At 48.7% G+C, this 22,191-nt stretch carries 21 protein-coding genes; 12 read left to right on the plus strand and 9 right to left on the minus strand.

All coding sequences use genetic code 11. From position 1 onward, the window contains the following. Positions 1-95 precede the first annotated feature (95 nt). Entirely contained in the window at positions 96-1,196 is a 1,101-nt protein-coding gene (locus tag H6H02_RS19620) for a RuBisCO accumulation factor 1 (protein ID WP_190820834.1), read from the minus strand. Positions 1,197-1,431: 235 nt separating this feature from the next. Between H6H02_RS19620 and H6H02_RS19625 the strand changes: the two genes are divergently transcribed. The 4 genes from H6H02_RS19625 to H6H02_RS19640 all read left to right on the plus strand — a co-directional run bounded on the left by H6H02_RS19625 (position 1,432) and on the right by H6H02_RS19640 (position 5,954). Beyond that, the gene (locus H6H02_RS19625; protein WP_190820836.1) at positions 1,432-2,379 is read left to right on the plus strand and encodes a response regulator; all 948 of its coding nucleotides are present in this window, start codon (positions 1,432-1,434) and stop codon (positions 2,377-2,379) included. 74 nt (positions 2,380-2,453) lie between these two features. Beyond that, positions 2,454-3,155, plus strand: coding sequence for a bifunctional demethylmenaquinone methyltransferase/2-methoxy-6-polyprenyl-1,4-benzoquinol methylase UbiE (ubiE, locus tag H6H02_RS19630; RefSeq protein ID WP_190820838.1), 702 nt, complete (start codon positions 2,454-2,456; stop codon positions 3,153-3,155). Between the two features lie 140 nt (positions 3,156-3,295). Continuing rightward, positions 3,296-4,525 carry a DUF445 family protein gene (locus tag H6H02_RS19635; protein WP_190820840.1) on the plus strand — a complete coding sequence of 410 codons (1,230 nt, stop codon included), beginning with the start codon at positions 3,296-3,298 and terminating at the stop codon, positions 4,523-4,525. Positions 4,526-4,571: 46 nt separating this feature from the next. After that, positions 4,572-5,954 (plus strand): serine/threonine-protein kinase, encoded by a 1,383-nt coding sequence (locus H6H02_RS19640; RefSeq protein WP_190820842.1) that lies wholly within the window; start codon positions 4,572-4,574, stop codon positions 5,952-5,954. A 68-nt stretch (positions 5,955-6,022) separates the two neighbouring features. Here H6H02_RS19640 and H6H02_RS19645 read toward each other — a convergent pair whose 3' ends face one another. Next, positions 6,023-6,478, minus strand: a complete 456-nt coding sequence (locus tag H6H02_RS19645; RefSeq protein WP_242040789.1) for a hypothetical protein — start codon at positions 6,476-6,478, stop codon at positions 6,023-6,025. A gap of 118 nt (positions 6,479-6,596) precedes the next feature. On the opposite strand from H6H02_RS19645, the gene H6H02_RS19650 reads away from it, so the two are divergent. Further along, a complete protein-coding gene (locus tag H6H02_RS19650) occupies positions 6,597-6,818 on the plus strand; it encodes a helix-turn-helix transcriptional regulator (protein ID WP_190413812.1) in 222 nt (73 codons plus the stop codon). 329 nt (positions 6,819-7,147) lie between these two features. On the opposite strand, the gene H6H02_RS19655 is transcribed toward H6H02_RS19650, so the two are convergent. After that, entirely contained in the window at positions 7,148-7,543 is a 396-nt protein-coding gene (locus tag H6H02_RS19655) for a hypothetical protein (protein ID WP_190820846.1), read from the minus strand. 333 nt (positions 7,544-7,876) lie between these two features. On the opposite strand from H6H02_RS19655, the gene H6H02_RS19660 reads away from it, so the two are divergent. Then, positions 7,877-8,776 (plus strand): class I SAM-dependent methyltransferase, encoded by a 900-nt coding sequence (locus H6H02_RS19660; protein ID WP_190820848.1) that lies wholly within the window; start codon positions 7,877-7,879, stop codon positions 8,774-8,776. Positions 8,777-8,791: 15 nt separating this feature from the next. On the opposite strand, the gene rsgA is transcribed toward H6H02_RS19660, so the two are convergent. The 5 genes from rsgA to grpE form a co-directional block, all read right to left on the minus strand. After that, positions 8,792-9,865 carry a small ribosomal subunit biogenesis GTPase RsgA gene (gene rsgA, locus H6H02_RS19665; protein ID WP_242040790.1) on the minus strand — a complete coding sequence of 358 codons (1,074 nt, stop codon included), beginning with the start codon at positions 9,863-9,865 and terminating at the stop codon, positions 8,792-8,794. Positions 9,866-9,960: 95 nt separating this feature from the next. Further along, positions 9,961-10,236, minus strand: coding sequence for a sulfurtransferase TusA family protein (locus H6H02_RS19670; protein WP_190820905.1), 276 nt, complete (start codon positions 10,234-10,236; stop codon positions 9,961-9,963). After that, positions 10,236-11,360: a molecular chaperone DnaJ gene (gene dnaJ, locus H6H02_RS19675; protein WP_190820852.1), complete on the minus strand. Its 1,125-nt coding sequence runs from the start codon at positions 11,358-11,360 to the stop codon at positions 10,236-10,238. Before dnaJ ends, H6H02_RS19670 begins: the two co-directional genes overlap by 1 nt. Before the next feature lie 87 nt (positions 11,361-11,447). Next, positions 11,448-13,406: a molecular chaperone DnaK gene (dnaK, locus tag H6H02_RS19680; protein ID WP_190820854.1), complete on the minus strand. Its 1,959-nt coding sequence runs from the start codon at positions 13,404-13,406 to the stop codon at positions 11,448-11,450. A gap of 145 nt (positions 13,407-13,551) precedes the next feature. Continuing rightward, positions 13,552-14,334, minus strand: coding sequence for a nucleotide exchange factor GrpE (gene grpE, locus H6H02_RS19685; protein WP_190820856.1), 783 nt, complete (start codon positions 14,332-14,334; stop codon positions 13,552-13,554). Positions 14,335-14,604: 270 nt separating this feature from the next. Between grpE and H6H02_RS26900 the strand changes: the two genes are divergently transcribed. The 5 genes from H6H02_RS26900 to H6H02_RS19705 all read left to right on the plus strand — a co-directional run bounded on the left by H6H02_RS26900 (position 14,605) and on the right by H6H02_RS19705 (position 20,516). After that, positions 14,605-14,760: a hypothetical protein gene (locus tag H6H02_RS26900; RefSeq protein ID WP_206757301.1), complete on the plus strand. Its 156-nt coding sequence runs from the start codon at positions 14,605-14,607 to the stop codon at positions 14,758-14,760. 428 nt (positions 14,761-15,188) lie between these two features. After that, complete coding sequence (locus H6H02_RS19690; RefSeq protein WP_190820858.1) at positions 15,189-17,180, plus strand: GspE/PulE family protein; 1,992 nt, start codon at positions 15,189-15,191, stop codon at positions 17,178-17,180. 100 nt (positions 17,181-17,280) lie between these two features. Beyond that, positions 17,281-18,387, plus strand: a complete 1,107-nt coding sequence (locus H6H02_RS19695) for a type IV pilus twitching motility protein PilT (protein ID WP_190413828.1) — start codon at positions 17,281-17,283, stop codon at positions 18,385-18,387. Positions 18,388-18,575: 188 nt separating this feature from the next. After that, positions 18,576-19,802: a type II secretion system F family protein gene (locus tag H6H02_RS19700; protein ID WP_190820860.1), complete on the plus strand. Its 1,227-nt coding sequence runs from the start codon at positions 18,576-18,578 to the stop codon at positions 19,800-19,802. Positions 19,803-19,928: 126 nt separating this feature from the next. After that, positions 19,929-20,516 (plus strand): hypothetical protein, encoded by a 588-nt coding sequence (locus H6H02_RS19705; protein ID WP_190820862.1) that lies wholly within the window; start codon positions 19,929-19,931, stop codon positions 20,514-20,516. Between the two features lie 59 nt (positions 20,517-20,575). Here H6H02_RS19705 and H6H02_RS19710 read toward each other — a convergent pair whose 3' ends face one another. Beyond that, positions 20,576-21,598: a saccharopine dehydrogenase-like oxidoreductase gene (locus H6H02_RS19710; RefSeq protein ID WP_190820864.1), complete on the minus strand. Its 1,023-nt coding sequence runs from the start codon at positions 21,596-21,598 to the stop codon at positions 20,576-20,578. A 372-nt stretch (positions 21,599-21,970) separates the two neighbouring features. On the opposite strand from H6H02_RS19710, the gene H6H02_RS19715 reads away from it, so the two are divergent. Continuing rightward, positions 21,971-22,180: a DUF2997 domain-containing protein gene (locus tag H6H02_RS19715; protein ID WP_190820866.1), complete on the plus strand. Its 210-nt coding sequence runs from the start codon at positions 21,971-21,973 to the stop codon at positions 22,178-22,180. Positions 22,181-22,191 lie beyond the last annotated feature (11 nt).

The following is a 22,191-nucleotide window of genomic DNA, read 5'->3' on the forward strand; positions in this document are numbered from 1 at the left end:
CTTTAGACAAGAATAAGAGTTTGAGAGTGTTTTTGCCTAAGTCCTGGAATTAAAGAATTCTACTGTAACTCAAAACTCCGATCGCCCATTGACAACTATTCCTCAATCTGCCATAAATCCTTAGTCATGTCTTCATCGACAATTTTCTTCGGACGCAACACCAGGAGGATTTGTCCCAAGATGGGCACAGTAGGAGCATCGGGGAACCAGTGAAGTTGCAGCTCTCCTGACTGGTCAACGATAAAATAGCTGCTGTCATTCCATTCTTGTCGAGATCGATCGATGAGAACTAGAATTCCTTCCGGTTTGTTGGTATGTTGGCTGGGCAACTGGCTGCTGTTGCAGAGAATGACGACCGGGTCTTGTGCGTTCAAGACGACTTGCCAACCGGGTAGAGATACCCAAGATCCACTCCAAGAAGTTTGCACTAAGCGGAACGGCTCAATTTGTTCCACTGGGGGAACCAATTGTAAGTCTGCGGGTGTCAAAGGCAAGGCACCGGCGACGGGTATCGTCCGAGGGAGTTGTTCGTCCTCGTCCAGTCGGTACAGGGGCAAAGAGGGGGCGCGACGAGGGGCAGCACCAGCGACTCCTTCAGTTAGCAGCTGTTCGATTTGATTTCGAGCAGTTTGGCTGTGAGCAAACATTAAGCCGCGTGCAAGAAAACGCGATCGCTCTTGCAAATTACTTAATTGTTTTGCCCGTCTCCAATACTGATAAGCAACCGCGTCTCCAGGATGGTCGGTAAATCCCTGTGGCAGAGTCCGCATCCGGGACAATTCTTTCACGTCTTTGGCGACTTCACGGGCAACATCGGAGTCGAGGTTTCTGGCTCGGATAAAGTCTGCCGCTGCGACCCGTTCTGGCTCAGTGAGAATCCGCAACTCGTATAAAATATCACTGCCAGTGCGAGAATAGTGCGATCGCACTTCTTCTACCGCCCCACCATTCACCAACGACGTATAAACCTGTGAGCCTACAATTACTTGATTCTGATGCACCGGCTCAAAGCCGGTTGCCTCAAAAATCGCTTGGGTACTGTAACCAGCTTTTTGCAATTTGGCACAGGAGTGTCCCCAGTCAACCCAGGTTCCTTCTTTACGTCGGAGCAACAACAGCAAATCTTCGGCATTCACGTTCTCTGATTCTGGTTGAAGGCTACGATCGGGAGTGTCTGAGGAAGGTGTATCAGTCATAATGACCCCAAAAAGCTTTTCATCGCTATCAAGCGACCAGGAACGTTTTTAAATGTATCGCGTTCGGGTCACGAATAAATTTACATCGCAAGTTTTAGTTTGGATATCCCTGAAACCGGAAATTCCTGGTTATATCATTTCTCCCGAAAGTGCTACTAAACAATCGGTCTTAAGATAGATGTTTTGTGTATCTGAATTTGCATTAACAAGTTGACCAAGAGTTTGTTGTATCGTTATGGACAATGCTATTCCAGAGCTTGATAGTATCAGCCGTCAGTTAATGAGCCTAGAACGCCCCAAGAAGCCCAAAATGTTGGTGGTAGACGATGAGCCAGATAATTTAGACTTGCTCTACCGCACTTTTCGACGAGATTTCAATGTGCTGAGAGCCGAAAGCGGTATTCACGCCCTGGAAGTGCTGGCGACAGAAGGGGAAGTAGCCGTGATTATCTCCGATCAGCGGATGCCAGAAATGAAGGGAACGGAATTTTTGAGCAGAACCGTGCCCAAGTTCCCGGATACGGTACGAATTATCCTCACGGGTTTTACCGATGTGGAAGATTTGGTAGAAGCGATTAATTCTGGACAAGTCTACAAGTACATCACCAAGCCTTGGGACCCCAACGAATTGAAGGCGGTAGTCCAGCGGGCAGCAGATACCTATGAATTGCTGAAGCAACGCACGGAGGAACTGTATCGCGCTCAAGCACAAACGGCACTGCTGGCAACGATTGTGCAAGTGGCTCAGGAGTCTCCCAATGTGGAAGCAACCCTAGAACCCATTGCCAGTGCCTTTGGCAGGAATTTCGCAGCAGATGGCTGTATTTTACAGCAGGTACAAGGCAATCAGCTGGTAGCGGCAAAAGGAACTTATAGTGCCGGAGGCGACACGGAAAACTGGCTGGAAAAAGACCCTCTGGTACAGGATGCGATCGCATCCGGGAAACTTCAGATTTGGGTGAATACTCCGGGAAATCCCCCTCCAGAGAGTATCGAACAATACCAAGCTTCCGGTCTTCAGGCGCATCTGGTAATCCCCATCATCTACCGAGGCGACGTGCTAGCGTTGCTATCACTCCAGTGGAAACGACCCTGCAAACTGCGCGAAGATGAGTTGAGACTTATTCACCTATCTGCCCAGCAGGTTGCTCTGGTTCTGACCACAACCCGCACTCATCAGTAATGGAAGACTGGCTAATTGGGTAAATTAATTTCCCATTAGCCAGTCTTCCATTCGCCATTCGCAACTGTAACATCATGACTTCTGAGCATATCCAAGCCATTTTTGACCGCATTGCACCCGTTTACGACCAGCTTAACGATCGCTTAAGTCTGGGACAGCACCGCGTATGGAAGCTGATGACGGTGAAGTGGAGTCATGCCAGTCAGGGAGATATTTGCTTAGATGTCTGCTGTGGGAGTGGTGACATTGCCCAGCTACTGGCGCGACAGGTGGGAGAAAAAGGTCAGGTCTTTGGGGTGGATTTTTCACCGGCGCAATTAGCGATCGCCAGAGAGCGGTGCGAAAATAGGGACACCCAAAACAAGTGCCCCATCACCTGGATAGAAGGAGATGCCCTGAATCTCCCCTTCCCCGACAACCATTTCGACTGCGCCACAATGGGTTACGGACTTCGCAACGTCACCGATATTCCCCGCTGTCTTGAGGAATTGCACCGCGTCCTCAAGCCGGGTGCCAAAGCCGCTATCCTAGACTTCCATCGTCCCAGCAACCCTTTAATGCGAAGCTTTCAGCAATGGTATCTCGATACCATCGTCGTCCCAACTGCCAAACAAATGGGATTGACTGAAGAATATGCCTACATTAGCCCTAGCTTAGATAAATTTCCCACGGGCAGCAAACAAGTAGATTTAGCCGGAAAAGCGGGATTTACCGCCGCTACCCACTATCAAATTGCGGGTGGGGTGATGGGCGTATTGTTAGTAACCAAAGCCTAAGATGGTAGTAGGGGGTAGCAGATGAGTTTTGAGTAATCAGTGTTGAGTTATGAGTTATGAATTGACCCTAACTCAATGCTTGAAACTCAACATTCATAACTTCCCTTAAAACGTAACCCCTGCCTAATTGGATCGCCGCCTTGAATTGGTCTAACCTCTGGCTTTACGTCAGCCCCCCGATTGTTGGTGCAATTATTGGCTATTTCACCAACGATATCGCCATTAAAATGTTATTCCGCCCCTATCGGACTCTTTACATCGGTGGGCGGCGCGTCCCTTTCACGCCTGGATTGATTCCCCGAAATCAGGAACGCCTAGCCAACCGGGTTTCTGACACCATCATGGGTTCTCTGCTGACGCCAGAAGAATTGCAAAAGCTGGCACGACGGCTACTGCATACCGAACGGGTGCAAGGAGCGATTCTTTGGTTACTCCGACTGGCGCTAGAGCAGGTGAAACCCGATGCCGAGCAGAAAACCGCTAAAATCATGGCGGGAATTCTGCGGGATTTGCTGGGGGAATCGTTTCCTCGCCTGCTGAAAGTTTTAGCCCGCCGCGAGGATTTTCTGGAAGTCCAACTCAACCAAATTTTTGATAAGGTTTTGCTGGAATTTCAGCTGAATGACGATCAGGCAAAGAAGCTTTCTGACTGGATATTGCAAGTGGTGCTACCACCAGATATTGTGCGGCAAGCTTTGATAGATTTTTTGACTGACCGCAATATTCAGGTGATTGATGAAGGCTTTCGGGCAAAGACGAGTGGCACTTACTGGGTGGTGGCGAATTTATTTGGTCTTCGCAACACGCTGACGCGCCTGCGGACGTTTTGCCTGGATGAAAAAGAGGAAACAAATCAGCGGATAACAGAGTTGATTCTCTCGTTGGGAATTCGAGAACGTTTGCAGGAATGGCTGCAAAATCTCTCTTTACAAAACTTGCCCGTTTCGACAGTGCGCCAGTTGCGGAAAACGATGCGCGACAGCGTCCGCAGTTATATTCAAGAGCGGGGCGCTGACTTGTTGCAGGGATTGAGTGACTCTGTGGACTGGGAAAATATTGCTAAGTTAATTCTGGGTCGGCTGCGAACATCGCCTGCTGTGAACGCTTCCTTAGAAGTGGTTAGCAAAGAATTGGCTTTAATTTTAGAGCGTTATTTGGAGCGGGATCTCGAAAAAATTGTCGCTCAAGTAATTCCGATTTTGTCGATCGATCAGGTAATTATTGACCGAGTGAAGGGAACATCGGCGGCGGAATTGGAAATGGCAATTCAAGGCATCGTCAAAAGTGAACTGCAAGCAATTGTTAATTTAGGAGGCATTTTAGGGTTTGTCGTGGGTTTGTTGCAGGGGGTTTTGCTGTTGCTGCGTTAAACTGTGCAAAAATTAACACGGTTCGTCTTGGAGTCTTTCGTAAGCTATGGCTTGGGCAGCTGGGCAGAGGTTATACGGCGATCGCTATATCATCGAAAGACCGCTGGGTCAGGGTGGTGTTGGGATTACCTATCTTGCTAAAGACAGAAAAGGCAATCAAGTTGTCATCAAGACGCTGAAAGAGGATGTCCTCAACAACCCAGAACTCGCTTCTTTCCGGGATAAATTTCAGCGGGATTTCCGAGATGAGGCGCTACGCCTCGCCTTATGTCGTCACCCTCATATCGTGCAGATTGACAATGCTTTTCAGGAAGGCTCACTTCCCTGTATGGCGATGGAGTATGTAGAAGGGGAAGATTTATGGAAGCGGGTGAACAGGTGGGGACTGCTATCGGAAATAGAAGCACTGCGCTACATTCAGCAGATTGGCGAAGCCCTGACTGTCGTTCACGATAAAGGGTTGCTGCATCGGGATGTAAAGCCGCACAACATCATGCTGCGTTCTGGAAAATTAGAGGCAGTTTTGATTGATTTTGGGATTGCACGGGAGTTTATCCGGGATACTACCCAAGCTCATACTCAAGCTTTAACCCACGGTTTTGCACCGATTGAGCAATATGCTGAGGAAGCGAGGCGAGGCGAGTATACGGATGTCTACGCCCTCGCTGCAACTCTGTATTACTTACTCACGGGAAAGCGCCCGACTCCGGCTTTTGCTAGGGCGGCGAAAGTTTCCTTAGAAGCACCGAGACAAATTAATTCCAGTATTAGCGATCGCATTGAGTTGGCAATTCTCCAAGGTATGGAGTTTGAACCAGAGAATCGCCCTGCTTCCGTGCAAGCTTGGTTGGATTTATTCAATTTCAGCAGTCTGAATCAAGATGCGGCGACGTTACCCATCCGAAACGTTGAATCGGTCATTACTACGTCTAACACCACGCTTCCCACGACAATGTTTGTCCCTTCAGACGCTTCCCACAACAAGCTGAGTCCGGAGGCGGGGGAAAATTACCGTCATCTGCGAGATTTATTGGCAGCAGGGAAGTGGAAAGAAGCCGATTTGGAAACGGCGGCGATTATGCTGAAGGTAGCCCGTCGGGACGAAGAATGGCTGGATTACGAACACATTGAATCGTTTCCAGGGCAAGATTTACGCACCATCGATACTCTCTGGGTAAACTATAGCAACGGACGCTTTGGCTTGAGTGTCCAGAAGCGCATTTACCAAGAGTGTGAAAATAATTTTGTCACGTTTGGCGATCGCGTGGGTTGGCACGTCAACGACACTTGGTTGTGGTGGAATGACCTCAATTTCACTTCGGATGCTCCCCCCGGACATCTTCCTGGGTGGAGAGTCGGGGGTTCGGGGGGTGTCTGGGGTTGTTTTGTAACGGTTGGCGAGTCGCTGTTGGCACGTCCCGATTTGTAAGCTGATAAACAAAGAGCGATCGCTTTGTTTTTGAGAAGCAGGTTAGCAATATATCTCGAAATTAATCCTTAAACCAGTTGAGTTTGAAAACTTTCCATTGCTTGTTTTTTCTGGGCGTAGAAACTCCGCAACCGCTGCAATTGAGCCTCTGACAGCACAGATTTAATGACGCTCAGCAATTCACCCCATCTGTACATTTCTGCCAAAGAAGGGGCTGTTTTTAGTTTCTGCTCGTAAAATTTTACCCAAAAGCCGGGGGCTTTATATTGATTGTTTCGCCAACGCTTGCGCCATCTAAGGAAATCTCTAGCAGAGGGTGTCTCCGCTCCTAAAATGGGTGGCAGATCCGCATAGCTGACAAACGTACTCACGCCTTTGCCAACAACGTGGATGACATATTGCCAGCAGTCGATCCGATATATCTGTTGCGGGTTGAGGTTAAGCAAAAGAGCGATCGCTTCTTTCGTCACAAACCGAGCCAATTGATGAACAACCCTTGCTTCAGGCTGTGAGCTTGATATCATAAGAATTAACTCCAATATCATGGAGTTTTTGTGGAATTAGCGATCGCTCTTCAGTTTCCGACGCCAAAGGGCGATCGCTTTTTACTGGATAAAATATTTTAGTCGAAATTTAAACTCTATGTCAAGAACAGAGTTAATAAAGTTGCGGATTAGGGAGTTTGCCGCCAAGGAAGGCTGGACGCTGAAGGAGGTTTCCGAACGTTCCGGAGTCTCATACAGCACAATTAAAACTTATGCAGTGTCACCGGGAATGGTGATGGCTGACTTAGCTGCTTTACGAAAGTTAGCGCGAACGTTTGATGTGTTAATTGAAGATTTGTTGGAAGTAGTGCAAGAATAAGCGATCTCGTAACATTCAATAAAGTTTAAGTGAGCGATCGCTTTCTTGATACTGTGCCAAAATGAACCCAAGCGTCTCGGAATTATAGGAAATGCCTTGGGTAGCAGGACAAAAACTACATGATGGTAAGTACACCATCGAGAAAGAATTAGGCGAAGGTGGCTTTGGTATCACCTATCTTTAGCAAGATAGGTGATACCAAAGCCTCTAAGTAAGCAACATCCAGATTCATTTTAGAAGCTTTGGTTCGCTAAAACACTATAGTTTTCCTATGCTGTTGCTAGTAAGTTAGGGGTAAGTAAAAATTAAAACTTTCAGCAGAATTTATGCTATTCCTTTAAATCATCAACAGAAAATTCCTCAGCAATAATCTTCCAGCTAATCCATGCTTTTGGTTCTAGCAATACTCCTTCCACACCATATTCTTCATAAGCTTTATTAGGTTCAGGCTCACTTACCTTATCAAAAACTTTCTTAGTTTCTTTGAATCCATCTTTTTTGGGATCTCCTGCATAAATAGAGAAAGTTCTTTGGGATGACACTACATTTTTAAATATTAAGCAACAGGGAGCTGACATTGTATGGCTATTTGCCAAGGGATGAGGAGGATAAATTTCTAGACCAGAATGTATATCGATCATTAGGTCGTTGCCCACAATATTAAATCCACTAATATTACTTTCAGTGAAGTGGATGTCATCATAAAAGCCTTTAACTAATACCATTATTGAACCTTCTCCAAACTTGTAGTTAAAACGTACTGGTGCTCTATTTCACTTACCTCCAGCTTGGATGTACCAGCAGGACATCTTCCTTGGATGCAATCGCTTAATTTATATCTTAGGGGTGACGTGGGTTCTTCATTTTTAATTGTGGAAATGTCTTCTCTCGCGTCGAGACTGGCAACTTGTAGCCAAAAGTAATTTATAGCGGTTTGTAAAATTTGTAAAAGACGAGTGATGGGAAGCGATCGCTCTTTCTGGCAATCTAGTTTTCACAAGCGATCGCTTCTGGCAAGATAAGGAGAAGCGTCACATTCACAAAGGTCATCAGTTGCTATGCGTTTAAAGCGAATCCTTGGCTTTTTGGTGTTGTGTGTGGGTGTTAGCAGCCTCTTCATCTGGCAAGAAGGGCGATCTCTATCCGTCTCCCAGGCTCAACCTCCACCCCTGCCGGAGGGGGTGCGATCGCAGACTGATGTGCCCTATGTGCCAACGCCTAACGAGGTGGTGACAGCGATGCTAAAGATGGCTGGCGTCACAAAAGATGACGTCGTCTACGATCTGGGTTCTGGCGATGGCAGGCTGGTTATCGCAGGGGCGAAGGAATTTGGTGCGAAAGGTGTCGGTTTCGAGATTAACCCCCGGCTGATTCAGGAAAGTAACGAAAAAGCTAGATCGGCAGGTGTGAGCGATCGCGTGAAGTTTGTCGAGCAAGATTTGTTCCAAACTGACCTCAGCGAGGCTACCGTGGTGACGCTTTACCTGTTGCCTAAAGTTAACGTCCAACTGCGACCAAAACTGCTGCGCGAACTCAAACCGGGAACGCCCGTTGTCTCTCACCAGTTCGATATGAAGGAATGGAAACCCGATCGTACTGAAGTGTTGCGGGTCGGTTCTCGCATTCACAGAGTTTTCTATTGGGTGATTCCAGCACAGGTAACAGGAACTTGGCAATGGAATATGCAATCCGTTGGGAGCAAAAACCCTTACACGTTGCAACTACGTCAACAGTTCCAAGAAGTTACGGGAACGGTGAGAATGAGCAATGACGAAATACCGATTACTGAAGCGAAATTAACCGGCGACCAACTTAGTTTTAAAGTTACACAGCCGAAGCAAGGGAAGCTCGTAACCATGCAGTTTAATGGGCGCATTTCTGACAACACCATTATTGGAAGCGTAGATATATTAGGCGGTGCGAAAGTAGATAGACGCAACTGGTCAGCCCGACGCTAATCGTGCCCTTCTTGCTTATTCATCTTCCATCTTTCCTGAAAAATCAGTGTCTTGATACACTTGGTCAAGCGCCTGCTGTTGAGTCCGACGGGAAGGACGACGGTATTTTTTGGCTTCTAACCGGGGTTCGTATTGACTGTGCCCTTTACCCTTCGTTTTCATTTTCAGGGTTGCATCGGGATCGGCTTGTTGGTTCAGATGAGTAGAAAGCGCGATCGCATCTTTCAGAAAATCTAGATAATGCTCGTAACGTTCCCAATCCCCCCTCACCGCACAATTCGGCTCATCCCGATGCAGGCAATCACTAAATTGACATCGGGCAACCGCTAAGCGCTGCCGTGCCTCTGGGAAATAATGCACCAACTCTTCCGGAGTCGCATCCAAGTCTGGTTGGTTGAATCCAGGGGTATCTGCAATGAATCCGCCTGTCGGTAATTCAAACAATTCAACGTGTCGCGTCGTATGACGCCCTCGGCTGAGTTTGCCGGAAACTTCCCCGACGCGCAGATTGACGCTGGGAATAAGATAGTTTACGATGCTGGATTTCCCAACGCCAGAAAGACCGGCAAAGATAGTAATTTTATGATTCAGCTGATGCTGGAATTCTTCTAGACCTTGACCTGTGTGGACGCTGATAAATATCGGTTGGTAGCCCCACCCTTGCAAGCGATCGCGCCATTGGTTGAGTTGGTCAGTTGTCACCAAATCGCTTTTATTTAAACAAAGGCAGACCTCTAAGCCAGTAGACTCTCCTTTTACCAGAAAACGGCTCAATTGATAGGCATCCAACGTAGGTTCTTCCAGAGCAAAAACCAGAAGAATTTGCTGGGCATTTGCCACTGGAGGACGATCCAGTTCGGTTTTGCGGGGGAAAACTTCGGCGATCGCACCCCGTCCCCCTGCCCAGTCCGCTTCCTCAACCAGAACGCGATCGCCTACCATCACCTTCTGACCGATTTTTTTTAGCCTTGCCCGACGAGTACAAAGGAGAAAGGGAGTTACGAGTGGGGTGTGAACTCCCAACTCCGGACTACGGAGGTCTAGCCGCACTTGGTAGAAATTCGCCTGTACAGCCACCACCGTCCCCATTAACGGCGAAGAAGCTTCCAACCGTTCAACCGGATCTGGAAATTGCTCCTCACTCTTCTCTCCTGTCGGCGGCAGCGAAGGAGGTGGTACAGAACTCATAGGGAAGCTGGACGCCGCACCCTCAGGGCAAAAAAGCCTGTGCGGTCTTCAGACGCAATGAATCGCGTCTCTTCAATTGTGTAGCCTGCCATCGCTAAACTATCAGGAACCTGCTCAATTGGCTCACCCGGATCTAACCACACTTCTAATAAGCTGCCGGGTGCCATTTGTTCCAGGCGGAGTTTAGTGCGAACGAAGTTAATCGGGCAAGGCGTCCCCCGCAAGTCCAGCTGAGCGTCCGGCACATCCGTTGCAGTCGCTGGATTGTCGATCACTTGAATAACCCTCCCAAAAATCCTTCTAACCCGCCTTTCCCAGTGCGATCGCCTTTGATTTTAGCCAATTTCTCCAGCAGTTCCCGTTCTTCAGCCGTAATCCGATTGGGAATATCAATTCCTACATTAATCAGGTGATCTCCCCGGCTGACTGGGTTTCCTAGTTTAGGTACCCCATGATTTTCTAGTGTCAGCACCGTATTCGGTTGCGTTCCCGCCGGAATGGTTAACTCTACCGGCCCATCCACTGTATTCACTTCCAGACGGCATCCTAAGATCGCCTGCAAGTAGCTAATCTTAATCTCTGACAGGACGTTAATCCCATCCCGATGAAACTCTGCGTCTTCCTCAACAAACAAATAGACGTACAAATCTCCCGGAGGCCCACCGCGCAGACCAGCGTCTCCTTCTTTAGAAACGCGCAGCCGGGTTCCATTATCTACCCCTGGAGGGATAGTAATTTTTAGCTTTTTCGTCTCCTGTTTGCGCCCGACGCCTCCGCAAGTTTCACACTTGTCCTCAATTACCTGCCCTTCACCGTTACAGGTAGGGCATACAGAGACTTGGGTAAAGCTACCAAACGGAGTCCGTGTCGCACGACGCACTTGACCGGAACCACTGCAAGTCGGACAGGCTCGCGGTCGCGTTCCCGGCTTGGCACCCGCACCACTACAGGTAGCACAAGTTTCTAGATGGGGAATCCGGATTTCTTTTTCGCCCCCAAACACGGCTTCTCGAAATTCCAACTTTAAATCTAACCGCAGGTCGTCACCGCGCACGGGACCGCTACGTCTGCGAGCAGCCGTTTGACCCCCGGCACCCCCAAACCCACTGAAGAAGCTTTCAAAAATATCGGCAAAGTTACCGAGATCGCCTAAGTCTGGGCTAGCTCCGGCACCCGAAGCTACTCCGGCTTCCCCATAGCGATCAAAGCGACTTCGGGTTTCTGGTTCCGAAAGGACTTCGTAGGCGCGATTAATTTCTTTAAAGCGTTCTTCCGCCCCTGGCTCTTTATTGACATCCGGGTGATACTTCCGGGCCAGACGGCGATAGGCACGCTTAATTTCCTCTTTGTCTGAGTCACGGGAGACCCCGAGAATTTCATAGTAGTCGCGGGCCATAGAACGCTGCTTCTTTAGGGGTTAAGGGTTAGGAGAAATTAAAAATTAAAAATTTAGAGATTCGTCAATTTTTAATTTTTAATTGATTTAGTCAACTGGTTCGTAGTCAGCCTGAACGGTATTATCGTCATCGAATCTAAAGTCGTCGTCATCGGGTGTGGAATCAGGCGTTTCACTAAACTCTGGGGATATCTCACTTTCCAGGCTTTCGTAATCATCCGGTGACTCGCGTCCGCTGGCTTGCTGGTACACGGCGGCACCAATTGCAAACAGTGTCTGTTGAAAATCGTCAATCTGTTGTTTGATCTCCTCAACACTGATTGAGGGGTTAGCCAGTGCTGCTCGCACCGTTGTAGCCTTTTTATTTGCCTGCGTCTTGAGATCCTCGGCAACCATCTCCCCGTTGTCATTTAACGTCGATTCATAGCTGTAGAACAAGCTATCAGCCTGATTTTTCAGCTCCACTACTTGCATCCGACGCTGGTCTTCTTCGGCATAGGTTTCAGCTTCGTGCCGCATCCGTTCGACTTCGCTGGCACTCAAGCCGCCGGTATTGCTAATCCGGATACTCTGCTCTCTACCAGTGCCTTTGTCTTGAGCCAATACTTTGAGAATTCCATCAACGCCAATTTCAAAGGACACTTCAATTTGAGGGATGCCTCTGGGAGCGGGGGGAATTCCTGCTAGGAGGAATTTCCCAAGACTTTTGTTGTCTTTCGCCATCGCCCGCTCACCCTGCAAGACGTGAATCTCTACGCTTGTTTGTCCGTCAGTGGCGGTGGAAAAAACTTGGGATTTCGTAGTGGGAATTGTAGTATTGCGCTCAATAATTTTTGTGAAGACTTCTCCCAAGGTTTCAATGCCCAAGCTTAGGGGGGCAACATCCAATAGCAGCAAATCCTCGACTTCGCCGCTTAAGACGCCACCTTGGATCGCTGCTCCGAGCGCCACTGCTTCATCTGGGTTAATCGAGCGATCGGGTGCTTTGCCGCCAAAAAACTTCTTAATGGCATCTTGAACGGCAGGAATTCGGGTTGAACCTCCCACCAGGATGATCCGGTCAATCTCATTGGCTGTCAAACCGCTATCTTTGATCGCCTGAGCCACTGGCTCAATGGTACCTTCTACCAAATGGTTGACGAGTTCTTCAAACTGGGCACGGGAAAGTTCCATCTCCAAATGTTTGGGTCCGGTTTCATCGGCAGTGATGAATGGCAAATTGATGGAGGTGCTGCCCATGCTGGAAAGTTCTATTTTGGCTTTCCCCGCTGCCTCCCGCAGCCGCTGGAGAGCCATTTTGTCAGTTCCCAGGTCGATCGAATCTTCCTGTTTGAAGTTTTCGATCATCCAGCGGACAATGCTGTTGTCAAAGTCATCTCCGCCTAGATGGTTGTTTCCAGAGGTAGCTTTGACTTCAAAAACGCCGTCACCCAATTGGAGTACGGAAACGTCAAAGGTGCCGCCACCTAAGTCAAACACCAGAATGCACTGCTCTTGATCTTGTTTATCCAAGCCGTAGGCAAGAGCGGCTGCGGTGGGTTCGTTGATGATCCGTAAAACTTCCAGTCCGGCAATGGTACCGGCGTCTTTTGTCGCCTGCCGTTGAGCGTCTGTGAAGTAGGCTGGTACAGTGATTACTGCCTGGTCTACCTGTTCGCCCAGAAAGTTTTCTGCATCCTGCTTTAGCTTTTGCAGGATCATCGCTGAGATTTCTTGGGGGGTGTAGTTGCGTCCCCGAATTTGGACATCGACGGTATCATCGCGACCTTTGATACAAGTGTAGGGCACGCGCGATCGCTCTATTTCGGTGTCATCCCAGCGGCGACCGATAAAGCGTTTAATGCTGTATACCGTATTTTCGGCATTAGTAACAGCTTGCCGTTTCGCCAATTGACCGACTAAGCGATCGCCTCCCTTGCCAAATCCGACGATACTGGGGGTCGTTCTCCCGCCTTCTGTGTTAGAGATGACGATGGGTTGCCCCCCCTCTAAAACAGCCACGCAACTATTGGTCGTGCCCAAGTCGATGCCAATGACTTTTCCCATAGCTAGCTGTAGTAAAGGTGTGCAGGATTTGTTGAGTAGTCGTCGAATTGTTTGTCCGGAATGGTTCGGACCCGGCTCCAGATTTCCATCAATTTGATTGTAATTTCTGACGCCTTCAACCGTCGATGCAGTGCATCAAACTCCATTAACTTTCGCCAGAAAGCGGATGATCTTCCTCTGAGGGTACCACGGGCTCCATAGCCGCAGCAACTTTGACGAGGGCGTGGCGCAAGACGCGATCGCCCAAGAAATAGCCCCGCACTAGCTGTTCGCTTACGGTGCCTTCTGGATACTCATTTGTTGGCTCCCGCATTACCGCCTCGTGGAGATTGGGATCGAAATCTTGCCCCTCCGGACGCATGGGAGATACTCCGATGCGCTTGAGAGCGTCCGCCAGCTGTTTGTAGACACTCTGGTAGCTTTTGTGGATGCTCCATTCTCCATCAGTTTGCGGCTTGATTTGCGATCGCGCCCGCTCAAAATTATCCACTACGGGCAGTAACTCAGTAATGGTGGCGCACTTGATCTGCACCTCTGAGTCTTCCTTCTCTTTGAGAGTCCGCTTGCGGAAATTTTCAAAATCTGCGGCTATCCTCATGTACTGAGTTTTGAAAGAATCACACTGTTGCGTGCGTTCTTCCACTTGCGCTTTTAAAGCCTCCACTTCCCGCGTCAATGCTTCCATAGCCGCTGCGTTACTGGCTGCTTCTACGTTACTTTCCTCTGTACCGATTGCTCCGGATGTTGCACTGGCATCTGATACCGCATCAGATGATTGGCTTGTTCCATATACTGACGCCTCCCCTGAAGGTTCTCCATTCAAGGTTCCCGTTTCAGATAATGGTTCAACCCCCATTCCCTGTGCCACCGCCTGGTCATCAACCATGGGAGATGAAGTATTGTCTTGCTGATTTTCTTCCTCGTTCATTGGGCTCTCATCCCAGCTAAGAGACTGCTCGCGCTTGTTTAATGGGTAGTCCTGTCGATGTCGCCAGTATCACCTCCCCTTCTGTATCAGGTTGGTGTCCCACCGCTCCCTGAGGTAGGGATGGAGAGAACAGGCGCATCGCTAAAAAACTTTCCCCTTTTTAGAATCATAGTGTGCCCAGGCATCCTGCCAATACTCTTTACGGCTTTTAGCTTGACTTTCTGACAAGGCTTGGGTGGGAAAACCGTATAAACACGCCAACCCTAAATTGTGTCAAGCGATGCCAGTGCCAAGCGATGCCATCTGCTGGCATTTGCACAAAATTTTCTTATAGAAGCGATTTGCCTATTTTCAGATTGTAACGTCATCTTCACGAATTTCCGGACACCCATTGAACGAGTGAGCGTGCCAGACACCAGAATCTAGACAATAGGCACAGTAAACTATGTATAAATCGCAAAATTAATTAAGACAATCCTGCGCCTAAGACTTGGTTAAGGCTATTATCGTGAATGTTCCCTACCACATTCAGCCTTACACGCTCTTTGTCATTAACCAAGTCATGCCTGAGTTTTCCAATGCTCCGGCAGGTCTTAAATCTTAAAACTTACAGCATCGTTGTACGGATATTACTGCTTGCGGCTAGTGAGGAGCAACATTGGCTTATCGCCTCAGCTTTGCCCTTAAATAGCGCCACAACAACTCAGAATAAATGAGGAAACGGTCTGGTGATACTGCGGGGGTGCAAGCCCCAGTCGGTTGTCTAAACCGTAAAAATTTGGTTTTTGGCTGACGATAGCAATTTTGCCTCATGGTTTTGGGAACAATTTGTAAAGAGGTATTCTCACGGATCTATGACTCAATCCTCACCACGAAATCGCGCCCTTGCTGTCCGCAATGAGTTTTCGCCCTTCGGCAACCAGCTGATTCAGGCAGGTTATGTTGACACGGACCAAATGCGGCAGGCTATGGTCGAAAGCCGCAAGTCTGGTAGACCCTTAACCGAGGTTCTAGAAACGATTACTGGGCGATCGCTTCCTCCAGATTTGCTACGTCAGTATAAAAAACAACAGCTTTTTGAACTCAAAATTCTTTACGGAGTTGAATCGCTAGATCCGGAAATCAGCCAAATTCCCACTCCTCAGATTGGGTCATTGATTGAAACCCTGATTCCGATTGATATCTGTAGTCGCTATAAACTGGTACCCTTAACAAAAAATGACACCCAGCCCCCCTCGGTACTGGTGGCAATGGTCGATCCGGATAATTTAGCGGCTCAGGACGATCTCAACCGCATCTTGCGACCCCAGGGCATCGCCTTGCAGCGAATGGTAATCACTCTGGAAGACTGTTTGAATCTAATTAACCAATTCAAGGATGAGCAAACAAGGAAAGAGGAAGTAGCGCGAATCCAAAAGTCTGTGGATGTCTCAGACGTTCTGGATAATTTGAACGACTTAGGAGATGCGCCTCCTGAAATTGAAGATGACCTGAATGTAGAGGATGCACAGGGCGCTCCCGTCATCAACCTGGTTAACAGAATCCTCCTCAAGGGTTTGCAAGAACAGGTTTCAGACATTCATATTGAACCTCAAGAAGAATTTTTACGCATTCGCTTCCGGAAGGATGGGGTGTTACAACAAGCCTTCGATCCGTTCCCGAAAAAAATCATCCCAGCCGTCACAGCTCGCTTCAAAATCATGGCTGAGCTAGACATTGCCGAGCGGCGGATGCCCCAAGATGGTCGTATCCGGCGGGTATTTGAAGGGCGTAAGGTTGACTTCCGGGTGAATACCTTACCCAGTCGCTACGGCGAAAAGGTGGTCTTGCGAATTCTCGATAACTCTTCCACCCAGCTAGGTTTGGATAAGTTAATTTCCGATTCAGAATCGCTAGAAATTGTCAGAGAAATGGCAAGCCGTCCCTTTGGCTTGATTTTGGTAACCGGGCCAACTGGGTCTGGTAAATCTACCACCTTGTACTCGGTTCTGGCAGAACGGAACGATCCGGGAATTAATATCAGTACGGCAGAAGACCCAATTGAGTATGCCTTGCCTGGGATTACTCAGGTACAGGTAATTCGAGAGAAGGGGATGGATTTTTCCTCGATCTTAAGAGCCTTCATGCGCCAAGATCCGGATGTCATTCTGGTGGGTGAAACGCGGGACAAAGAAACGGCAAAAACCGCAATTGAAGCAGCACTAACCGGACACTTGGTGCTGACAACCCTACACACCAACGATGCCGCCGGTGCGATCGCCCGCTTAGACGAAATGGGCATCGAGCCATTCATGGTATCGGGTTCGCTGATTGGCGTTCTGGCACAACGTCTGATGCGGCGTGTTTGTAGCGAGTGTCGCCTTTCCTATTCACCCACTTCACAAGAACTCGGTCGGTTTGGTTTATCAGCTTCTGGGGACGGGGATTTTACCTTCTACAAAGCCAATACTTTACAACCCGATGAAGCGAAGGAAGCCAAAAGCAGAAATGCTCTGTGCCAAAAATGCAATGGCATTGGCTATAAGGGACGTGTAGGTGTTTATGAGGTCATGCGCGTGACCGAACGGTTGCAAAATTTAATCAGCCAAGGTGCCCCCACCGAGCGCATTAAAGAAGCAGCCGTGGAAGAAGGGATGAAGACATTGCTGGCATACAGCTTAGACCTGGTACGGCAAGGTTATACCACTCTCGAAGAAGTAGAACGGGTGACATTTACAGATTCTGGTCTAGAGGCAGAACTCAAAGCCAAGCGGAAGAGCGGTCTAGAATGTGTCACTTGCACTGCTGAGTTAAAACCAGAGTGGCTAGATTGTCCTTACTGCATGACGCCTCGCTTTTCAGAATAAATGTCAATCGCTAATGGCGAATGGCAATCACCCAAGCTACGCCCTTAGTCAAGGAAAATTAGCAACTGAGAAATCAAGAATCACCCCAGGAGACAGCCTCATGGAATTAATGATTGAAGACTTGATGGAGCAACTCATTGAAATGGGCGGCTCAGATATGCACATTCAGGCAGGAGCGCCGGTTTACTTCCGAATCAGTGGGAAACTCAATCCCATCGGTGACGAACCGCTTCCTCCCCAGGAGTGTCAGAAACTCATCTTCAGTATGCTGAACAACACGCAGCGTAAGGAATTAGAGCAAAACTGGGAACTAGACTGCTCTTATGGGGTTAAGGGATTGGCTCGCTTCCGGGTCAATGTGTACAAAGAGCGGGGTTACTATGCGGCGTGCTTAAGAGCGTTGTCTTCTAAAATTCCGAACTTTGACCAGTTGGGTCTGCCAGATGTGGTGCGGGAATTGACTCACAGACCCCGAGGAATGGTGTTGGTGACTGGGCAAACGGGTTCTGGTAAAACCACCACCCTGGCTGCGATGCTCGACTTGATCAACCGGACGCGGGCAGAACACATTCTCACGGTGGAAGACCCGATTGAATATGTTTACCCGAACATCAAGAGCTTGTTTCACCAGCGTCAAAAAGGCGAAGATACCAAGAGCTTTGCGAATGCGCTGAGAGCCGCGCTCCGGGAAGACCCGGATATTATCCTGGTAGGGGAAATGCGCGACTTGGAAACCATTGGTCTGGCGGTGTCAGCGGCTGAAACGGGTCACTTGGTGTTCGGCACCTTGCACACCAGCTCAGCAGCAGGTACTATCGACCGCATCTTGGACGTGTTCCCCCCAGAGCAACAGCCCCAAATCCGCGCTCAGTTGTCTGGTTCGTTATTGGCAGTCTTCAGCCAATGCTTAGTGCCCAAACACAATCCGAAACCGGGTGAATATGGTCGGGTAATGGCTCAGGAAATCATGCTGGTAACGCCAGCGATCGCTAACTTGATCCGAGAAGGAAAATCTGCTCAAATTTACTCTGCTATTCAGACTGGAGCAAAATTGGGAATGCAGACGATGGAACAGGCTCTAGCTGGCTATGTCAAAGCTGGTGCCATCTCCTTTGAGGCGGCGATGGGCAAATCATCTAAACCTGAAGAATTACAGCGTATCCTGGGAACATCACCCGCGACGGGAGCAAAAGCGGGCGCTCGGTAGGTTTAAGGTGGTGTAAAACCTATTGCAATCAGCTGGTGTGATGCCAGGTAGCCCAGACCGAAACATATTCACTCAGGGCTACCTGGCAGCCCTCAGCAGAAATTGTCAAAAACCTCCCCGGAACGACACCCTCCAATTACAAAAATTTTCCTTTAAAAAGCCATTCTTCTTTCATTTAGAGGTGAGGTATGCCTACCTATATTGCTGATGTTCGGGACTCTAAAGGAGCCGCTAAGAAAGACAAAATTGTTGCCGACTCCCTTGGCAGCGCCCGCGACGCCCTACGCGAAAAATGGGTTTCTGTTGCAAATATCAAAGAAACTCAAAGCTTTGACCTGAGCAAATTAAACCTACAAGACATTCAAACTTCTTTAGCGAAGGTTACAGTCAAGGACAAAGCCGTCTTTTCTCGTCAATTTGCCGCAATGGTCAACGCCGGTGTGGCGATTGTTCGATGCTTGGGTGTGCTTTCCGAGCAATGTAGCAATCCTAAGCTCAAAAAAGCGCTTGTGGAAATTAGCTCTGAGGTTCAACAAGGTGTGAATCTCTCGGATGCGATGCGTAAACATCCAGAGTGTTTCGATAATCTCTACGTCAGTATGGTGCAAGCCGGTGAGGTCGGTGGTGTCCTCGATGAGGTACTCAACCGACTAGCCAAAGTCCTAGAGGATATGGCACGCCTGCAAAACCAAGTCAAAGGGGCAATGGCATATCCCGTAGCGGTGGGAATCTTGGCAATCATTGTCTTTATTTGTATGACGGTGTTTCTGATCCCGATCTTTGCTGGCATTTTCAAAGATTTGGGAACCGAATTGCCTGCTCTGACCCTGTTCATGCTGTGGATCAGCGACATCCTCAGAAGTTGGAGGATCATCATCCCTATCATTACTTTTATCGTTGCCTCTTTTGTTTACAGGCAGTATTACAAGACTCCGGTTGGTCGTGTGACGATGGATCGCTTTTTCTTGAAAATGCCGCTATTGGGTGACTTGAATGAGAAATCATGTGTTGCTCGTTTTTGCCGCATTTTTGGAACATTGACTCGTTCTGGAGTGCCCATTCTCACTTGTATGGATATTGTGAGAGATACGGCAGGGAACCAGGTGATTGCTAACGCGGTGGAAGCAGCCAAGCTAGACATTCAACAGGGTGGGATGATGAGCTTAGCTTTGCAAAAAGAGCAAGTTTTTCCAATACTGGCAATTCAGATGATTAGTATTGGAGAAGAGACAGGTCAGTTAGATGCCATGATGATGAAAGTGGCAGATTTCTATGAAGATGAGGTTGAGCAAGCGGTGAAAGCACTTACCAGCGTTCTCGAACCCATCATGATGGTGGTATTAGCGGGGATGGTAGCGGTGATTTTGCTTTCAATGTATCTCCCCATGTTTGCAGTGTTTGACAAACTAGGCTAATTAATTTCAGGTTTTGGATTTTTCTCATTCCCAGACAAAGCTGGGAATGAGATTTGGGATGGAGAGGCTATGGTACTGAACAATGACCTAATCTCCAATCTAAGATTGAAAATTTAAAATCAAAATATGTTTATTAAGCAATCCTATTACGAAGCTAGCTTGGCAGAGTACAGTAACCTGTCTGGAGCGATCGCACTACTCAAGCAGCACCGACCTTATCTGGAGATGATTCCCAGCATGCGCCGGTCTGAGGAGAGCGCGATCGCCATTCCTTTGCCGGTGGTGCGAATTCGCCATGCCTCCTCTAAAACAGAAAGCACTAGCGTTGTCACATCTAGAGGAGAAGCCATTCGCTTGCCCTGCGATGTGGCACTTTTAATGTGTGACCCCGAATGGAAAATCAAAATGGGGGTGGAGATTTTTGTCTTTATCCACCGTCCCCAAGAAGACTTCTCCGACTTGTTGAGTCGCTGGCGGCAGACGCAGGTGTGGCTGGACAAAGAATATGAGTGGTTGATGCCGCTTCGCCATCAACACATTTTCAGCGAGGGTGCTGACAAGCTATATCCCTTGTTTGTTGTATTTCCAGAGACGCCAGAACGAATTAAGCGAGGCCTAATGGGAGCCTGTCTCCCCTTTGTCATCCAGACACCAATGTTGGATGTTGAGGAACAGGTAGAGGAATCTTTTTTGCCGGAAAGTCCAAACGTTTGACGGTTGAAGCAGGTTGAAGTGTAATCAACCTGCCAACGTACCCACTTTCAACCTGTTAACTATTTGACAAATTGCGGCATGACTTCGGCGGCGGTAAATAAACCGTAAATGCCTCGACGATGGAGTGCGACTCCGGCTTTGAGATAGCCGAAGGCAGGACCGCAGACATTGGCTGCCATACTGGTTTCATCGCCAAGGGTGAAGGTATGGGTAGAAATCTTGCCTTCAAAGGTGCGACCCGTCACTTGGACATTTGTGCTGAGTGGTTTTTTGGGATTGCGGGTATCGACGACGCCGCCGACCGTAACGCGATCGCGCGGACAAATCCCAGCCAGCTCCAGCATTACATCATCCGCGTGTTCCATATTCTCCAGAGCCAGGATGCCGTTGGTTTGATCCAGTAACGCTTCCACTTCGGCATCGCTCATGGCTCTGGCGCGTTCCACATCGTAGCCTGGTAGATGGGCAATATCTTCCCGAATCGTCGCTCGGTAAGCTTCCCAATTCGCAATCCCGACTCCAAACGTAATCTTGACGCTGTGGATTTCAGCATAACTTTGGGCAGCAAGAGCCGCTGCTGCCGTCAACAACCCAGGCGTCGCCCCACAGCCAGTCAGATAAGTAATTCCTGCGGCAAGAAGTTCCTCTTGTAGCTCCAGTAGCTGCTCGACAGCGCTAGTACGCTTCATGGCGTCTACCAGAACCCCTCGCCAGCCAGATTGAATAAATTGCCGCGCCACGGACGCCATAAAGGTATTGGGCAGATTGGGCAGTGCTAGGAAATATCCATCTACCGGCTTAGCCTGTTCGATTAAGTCCTGGATGCTCTGGCTACTGAGGGTGCCTGTCGGCTCTAAATAGCCAAGCGAACCTCTCGTTTGGTAAATCGCAATGCTGGCATCTGGATCTAACCCTTGGGCGGCGTAGGTATAGCCTTTCTGGTCAGCAGCTGCAACCCAGATCATCTCGCGTTTTGGCGCAAGCACTCTGGCGGCAGCCTGCCCCAGTCCACCAAAGCCCAAGACGCCCACTCGAATGGGGGTTGGGGAGTTGATTGAACCTGTGACTTGCTCTGCACTCATAGCGTCTTCCTGCAATTGAACAAACTTTAATTATCCTGGCTCCTGGACGATCCAGTTCGTTCACTTCAATGAGGCAGGGCGATCGCTCAAGAAGTCTGTTGGCTTTTTTGCCCGATTTCGGATAATTTATCTATCTTGACGCAGATGTAAAGTTAAGCGACACTGACAAATAATCAAAGTACAGTCCGCTTAATTAATTAAGTTTTGTTACGTTTTAACTCGTTGTGACTCAATTGCTCAACATTTGAGCAACATTAATTTATTAATGCCTCTGCCCCAGCGAGCCAGTTCTAAGAAAGATATCTTATCCGGCAGCATCAGCAGTATGGTTCATGCCGCCGCATAACTTGAGCAAGCCCTAACATAACGAGCATGGAAACGCTAGAGTTTATCATTTATCCGGATGGTCGGGTGCAGGAGAAAGTCACCGGAATTACTGGGAAATCCTGTGCCGAAGTGACTGCTGCGATTGAAGCCCAATTGGGACTGGTGCTAACTCAGGAACCGACTTCTGAATTTTTTGCCTCAGTAATTCATCAGACTGCGGCAGCAACAGCCGGGGCAACTTATAGCGAGTGGTAAGTTTTTTTTGA

The sequence above is a fragment of the Coleofasciculus sp. FACHB-1120 genome (assembly GCF_014698845.1).
Lineage (GTDB): Bacteria > Cyanobacteriota > Cyanobacteriia > Cyanobacteriales > FACHB-T130 > FACHB-T130.

Coding starts and splice junctions, on each gene's coding strand:
- H6H02_RS19620 (WP_190820834.1), bottom strand. CDS start 1,196: ATGACTGATACACCTTCCTCAGACACTCCCGATCGTAGCCTTCAACCA.
- H6H02_RS19625 (WP_190820836.1), top strand. CDS start 1,432: ATGGACAATGCTATTCCAGAGCTTGATAGTATCAGCCGTCAGTTAATG.
- ubiE (WP_190820838.1), top strand. CDS start 2,454: ATGACTTCTGAGCATATCCAAGCCATTTTTGACCGCATTGCACCCGTT.
- H6H02_RS19640 (WP_190820842.1), top strand. CDS start 4,572: ATGGCTTGGGCAGCTGGGCAGAGGTTATACGGCGATCGCTATATCATC.
- H6H02_RS19645 (WP_242040789.1), bottom strand. CDS start 6,478: ATGATATCAAGCTCACAGCCTGAAGCAAGGGTTGTTCATCAATTGGCT.
- H6H02_RS19650 (WP_190413812.1), top strand. CDS start 6,597: ATGTCAAGAACAGAGTTAATAAAGTTGCGGATTAGGGAGTTTGCCGCC.
- H6H02_RS19655 (WP_190820846.1), bottom strand. CDS start 7,543: ATGGTATTAGTTAAAGGCTTTTATGATGACATCCACTTCACTGAAAGT.
- H6H02_RS19660 (WP_190820848.1), top strand. CDS start 7,877: ATGCGTTTAAAGCGAATCCTTGGCTTTTTGGTGTTGTGTGTGGGTGTT.
- rsgA (WP_242040790.1), bottom strand. CDS start 9,865: ATGGGGACGGTGGTGGCTGTACAGGCGAATTTCTACCAAGTGCGGCTA.
- dnaJ (WP_190820852.1), bottom strand. CDS start 11,360: ATGGCCCGCGACTACTATGAAATTCTCGGGGTCTCCCGTGACTCAGAC.
- dnaK (WP_190820854.1), bottom strand. CDS start 13,406: ATGGGAAAAGTCATTGGCATCGACTTGGGCACGACCAATAGTTGCGTG.
- grpE (WP_190820856.1), bottom strand. CDS start 14,334: ATGAACGAGGAAGAAAATCAGCAAGACAATACTTCATCTCCCATGGTT.
- H6H02_RS19690 (WP_190820858.1), top strand. CDS start 15,189: ATGACTCAATCCTCACCACGAAATCGCGCCCTTGCTGTCCGCAATGAG.
- H6H02_RS19695 (WP_190413828.1), top strand. CDS start 17,281: ATGGAATTAATGATTGAAGACTTGATGGAGCAACTCATTGAAATGGGC.
- H6H02_RS19700 (WP_190820860.1), top strand. CDS start 18,576: ATGCCTACCTATATTGCTGATGTTCGGGACTCTAAAGGAGCCGCTAAG.
- H6H02_RS19705 (WP_190820862.1), top strand. CDS start 19,929: ATGTTTATTAAGCAATCCTATTACGAAGCTAGCTTGGCAGAGTACAGT.
- H6H02_RS19710 (WP_190820864.1), bottom strand. CDS start 21,598: ATGAGTGCAGAGCAAGTCACAGGTTCAATCAACTCCCCAACCCCCATT.
- H6H02_RS19715 (WP_190820866.1), top strand. CDS start 21,971: ATGGAAACGCTAGAGTTTATCATTTATCCGGATGGTCGGGTGCAGGAG.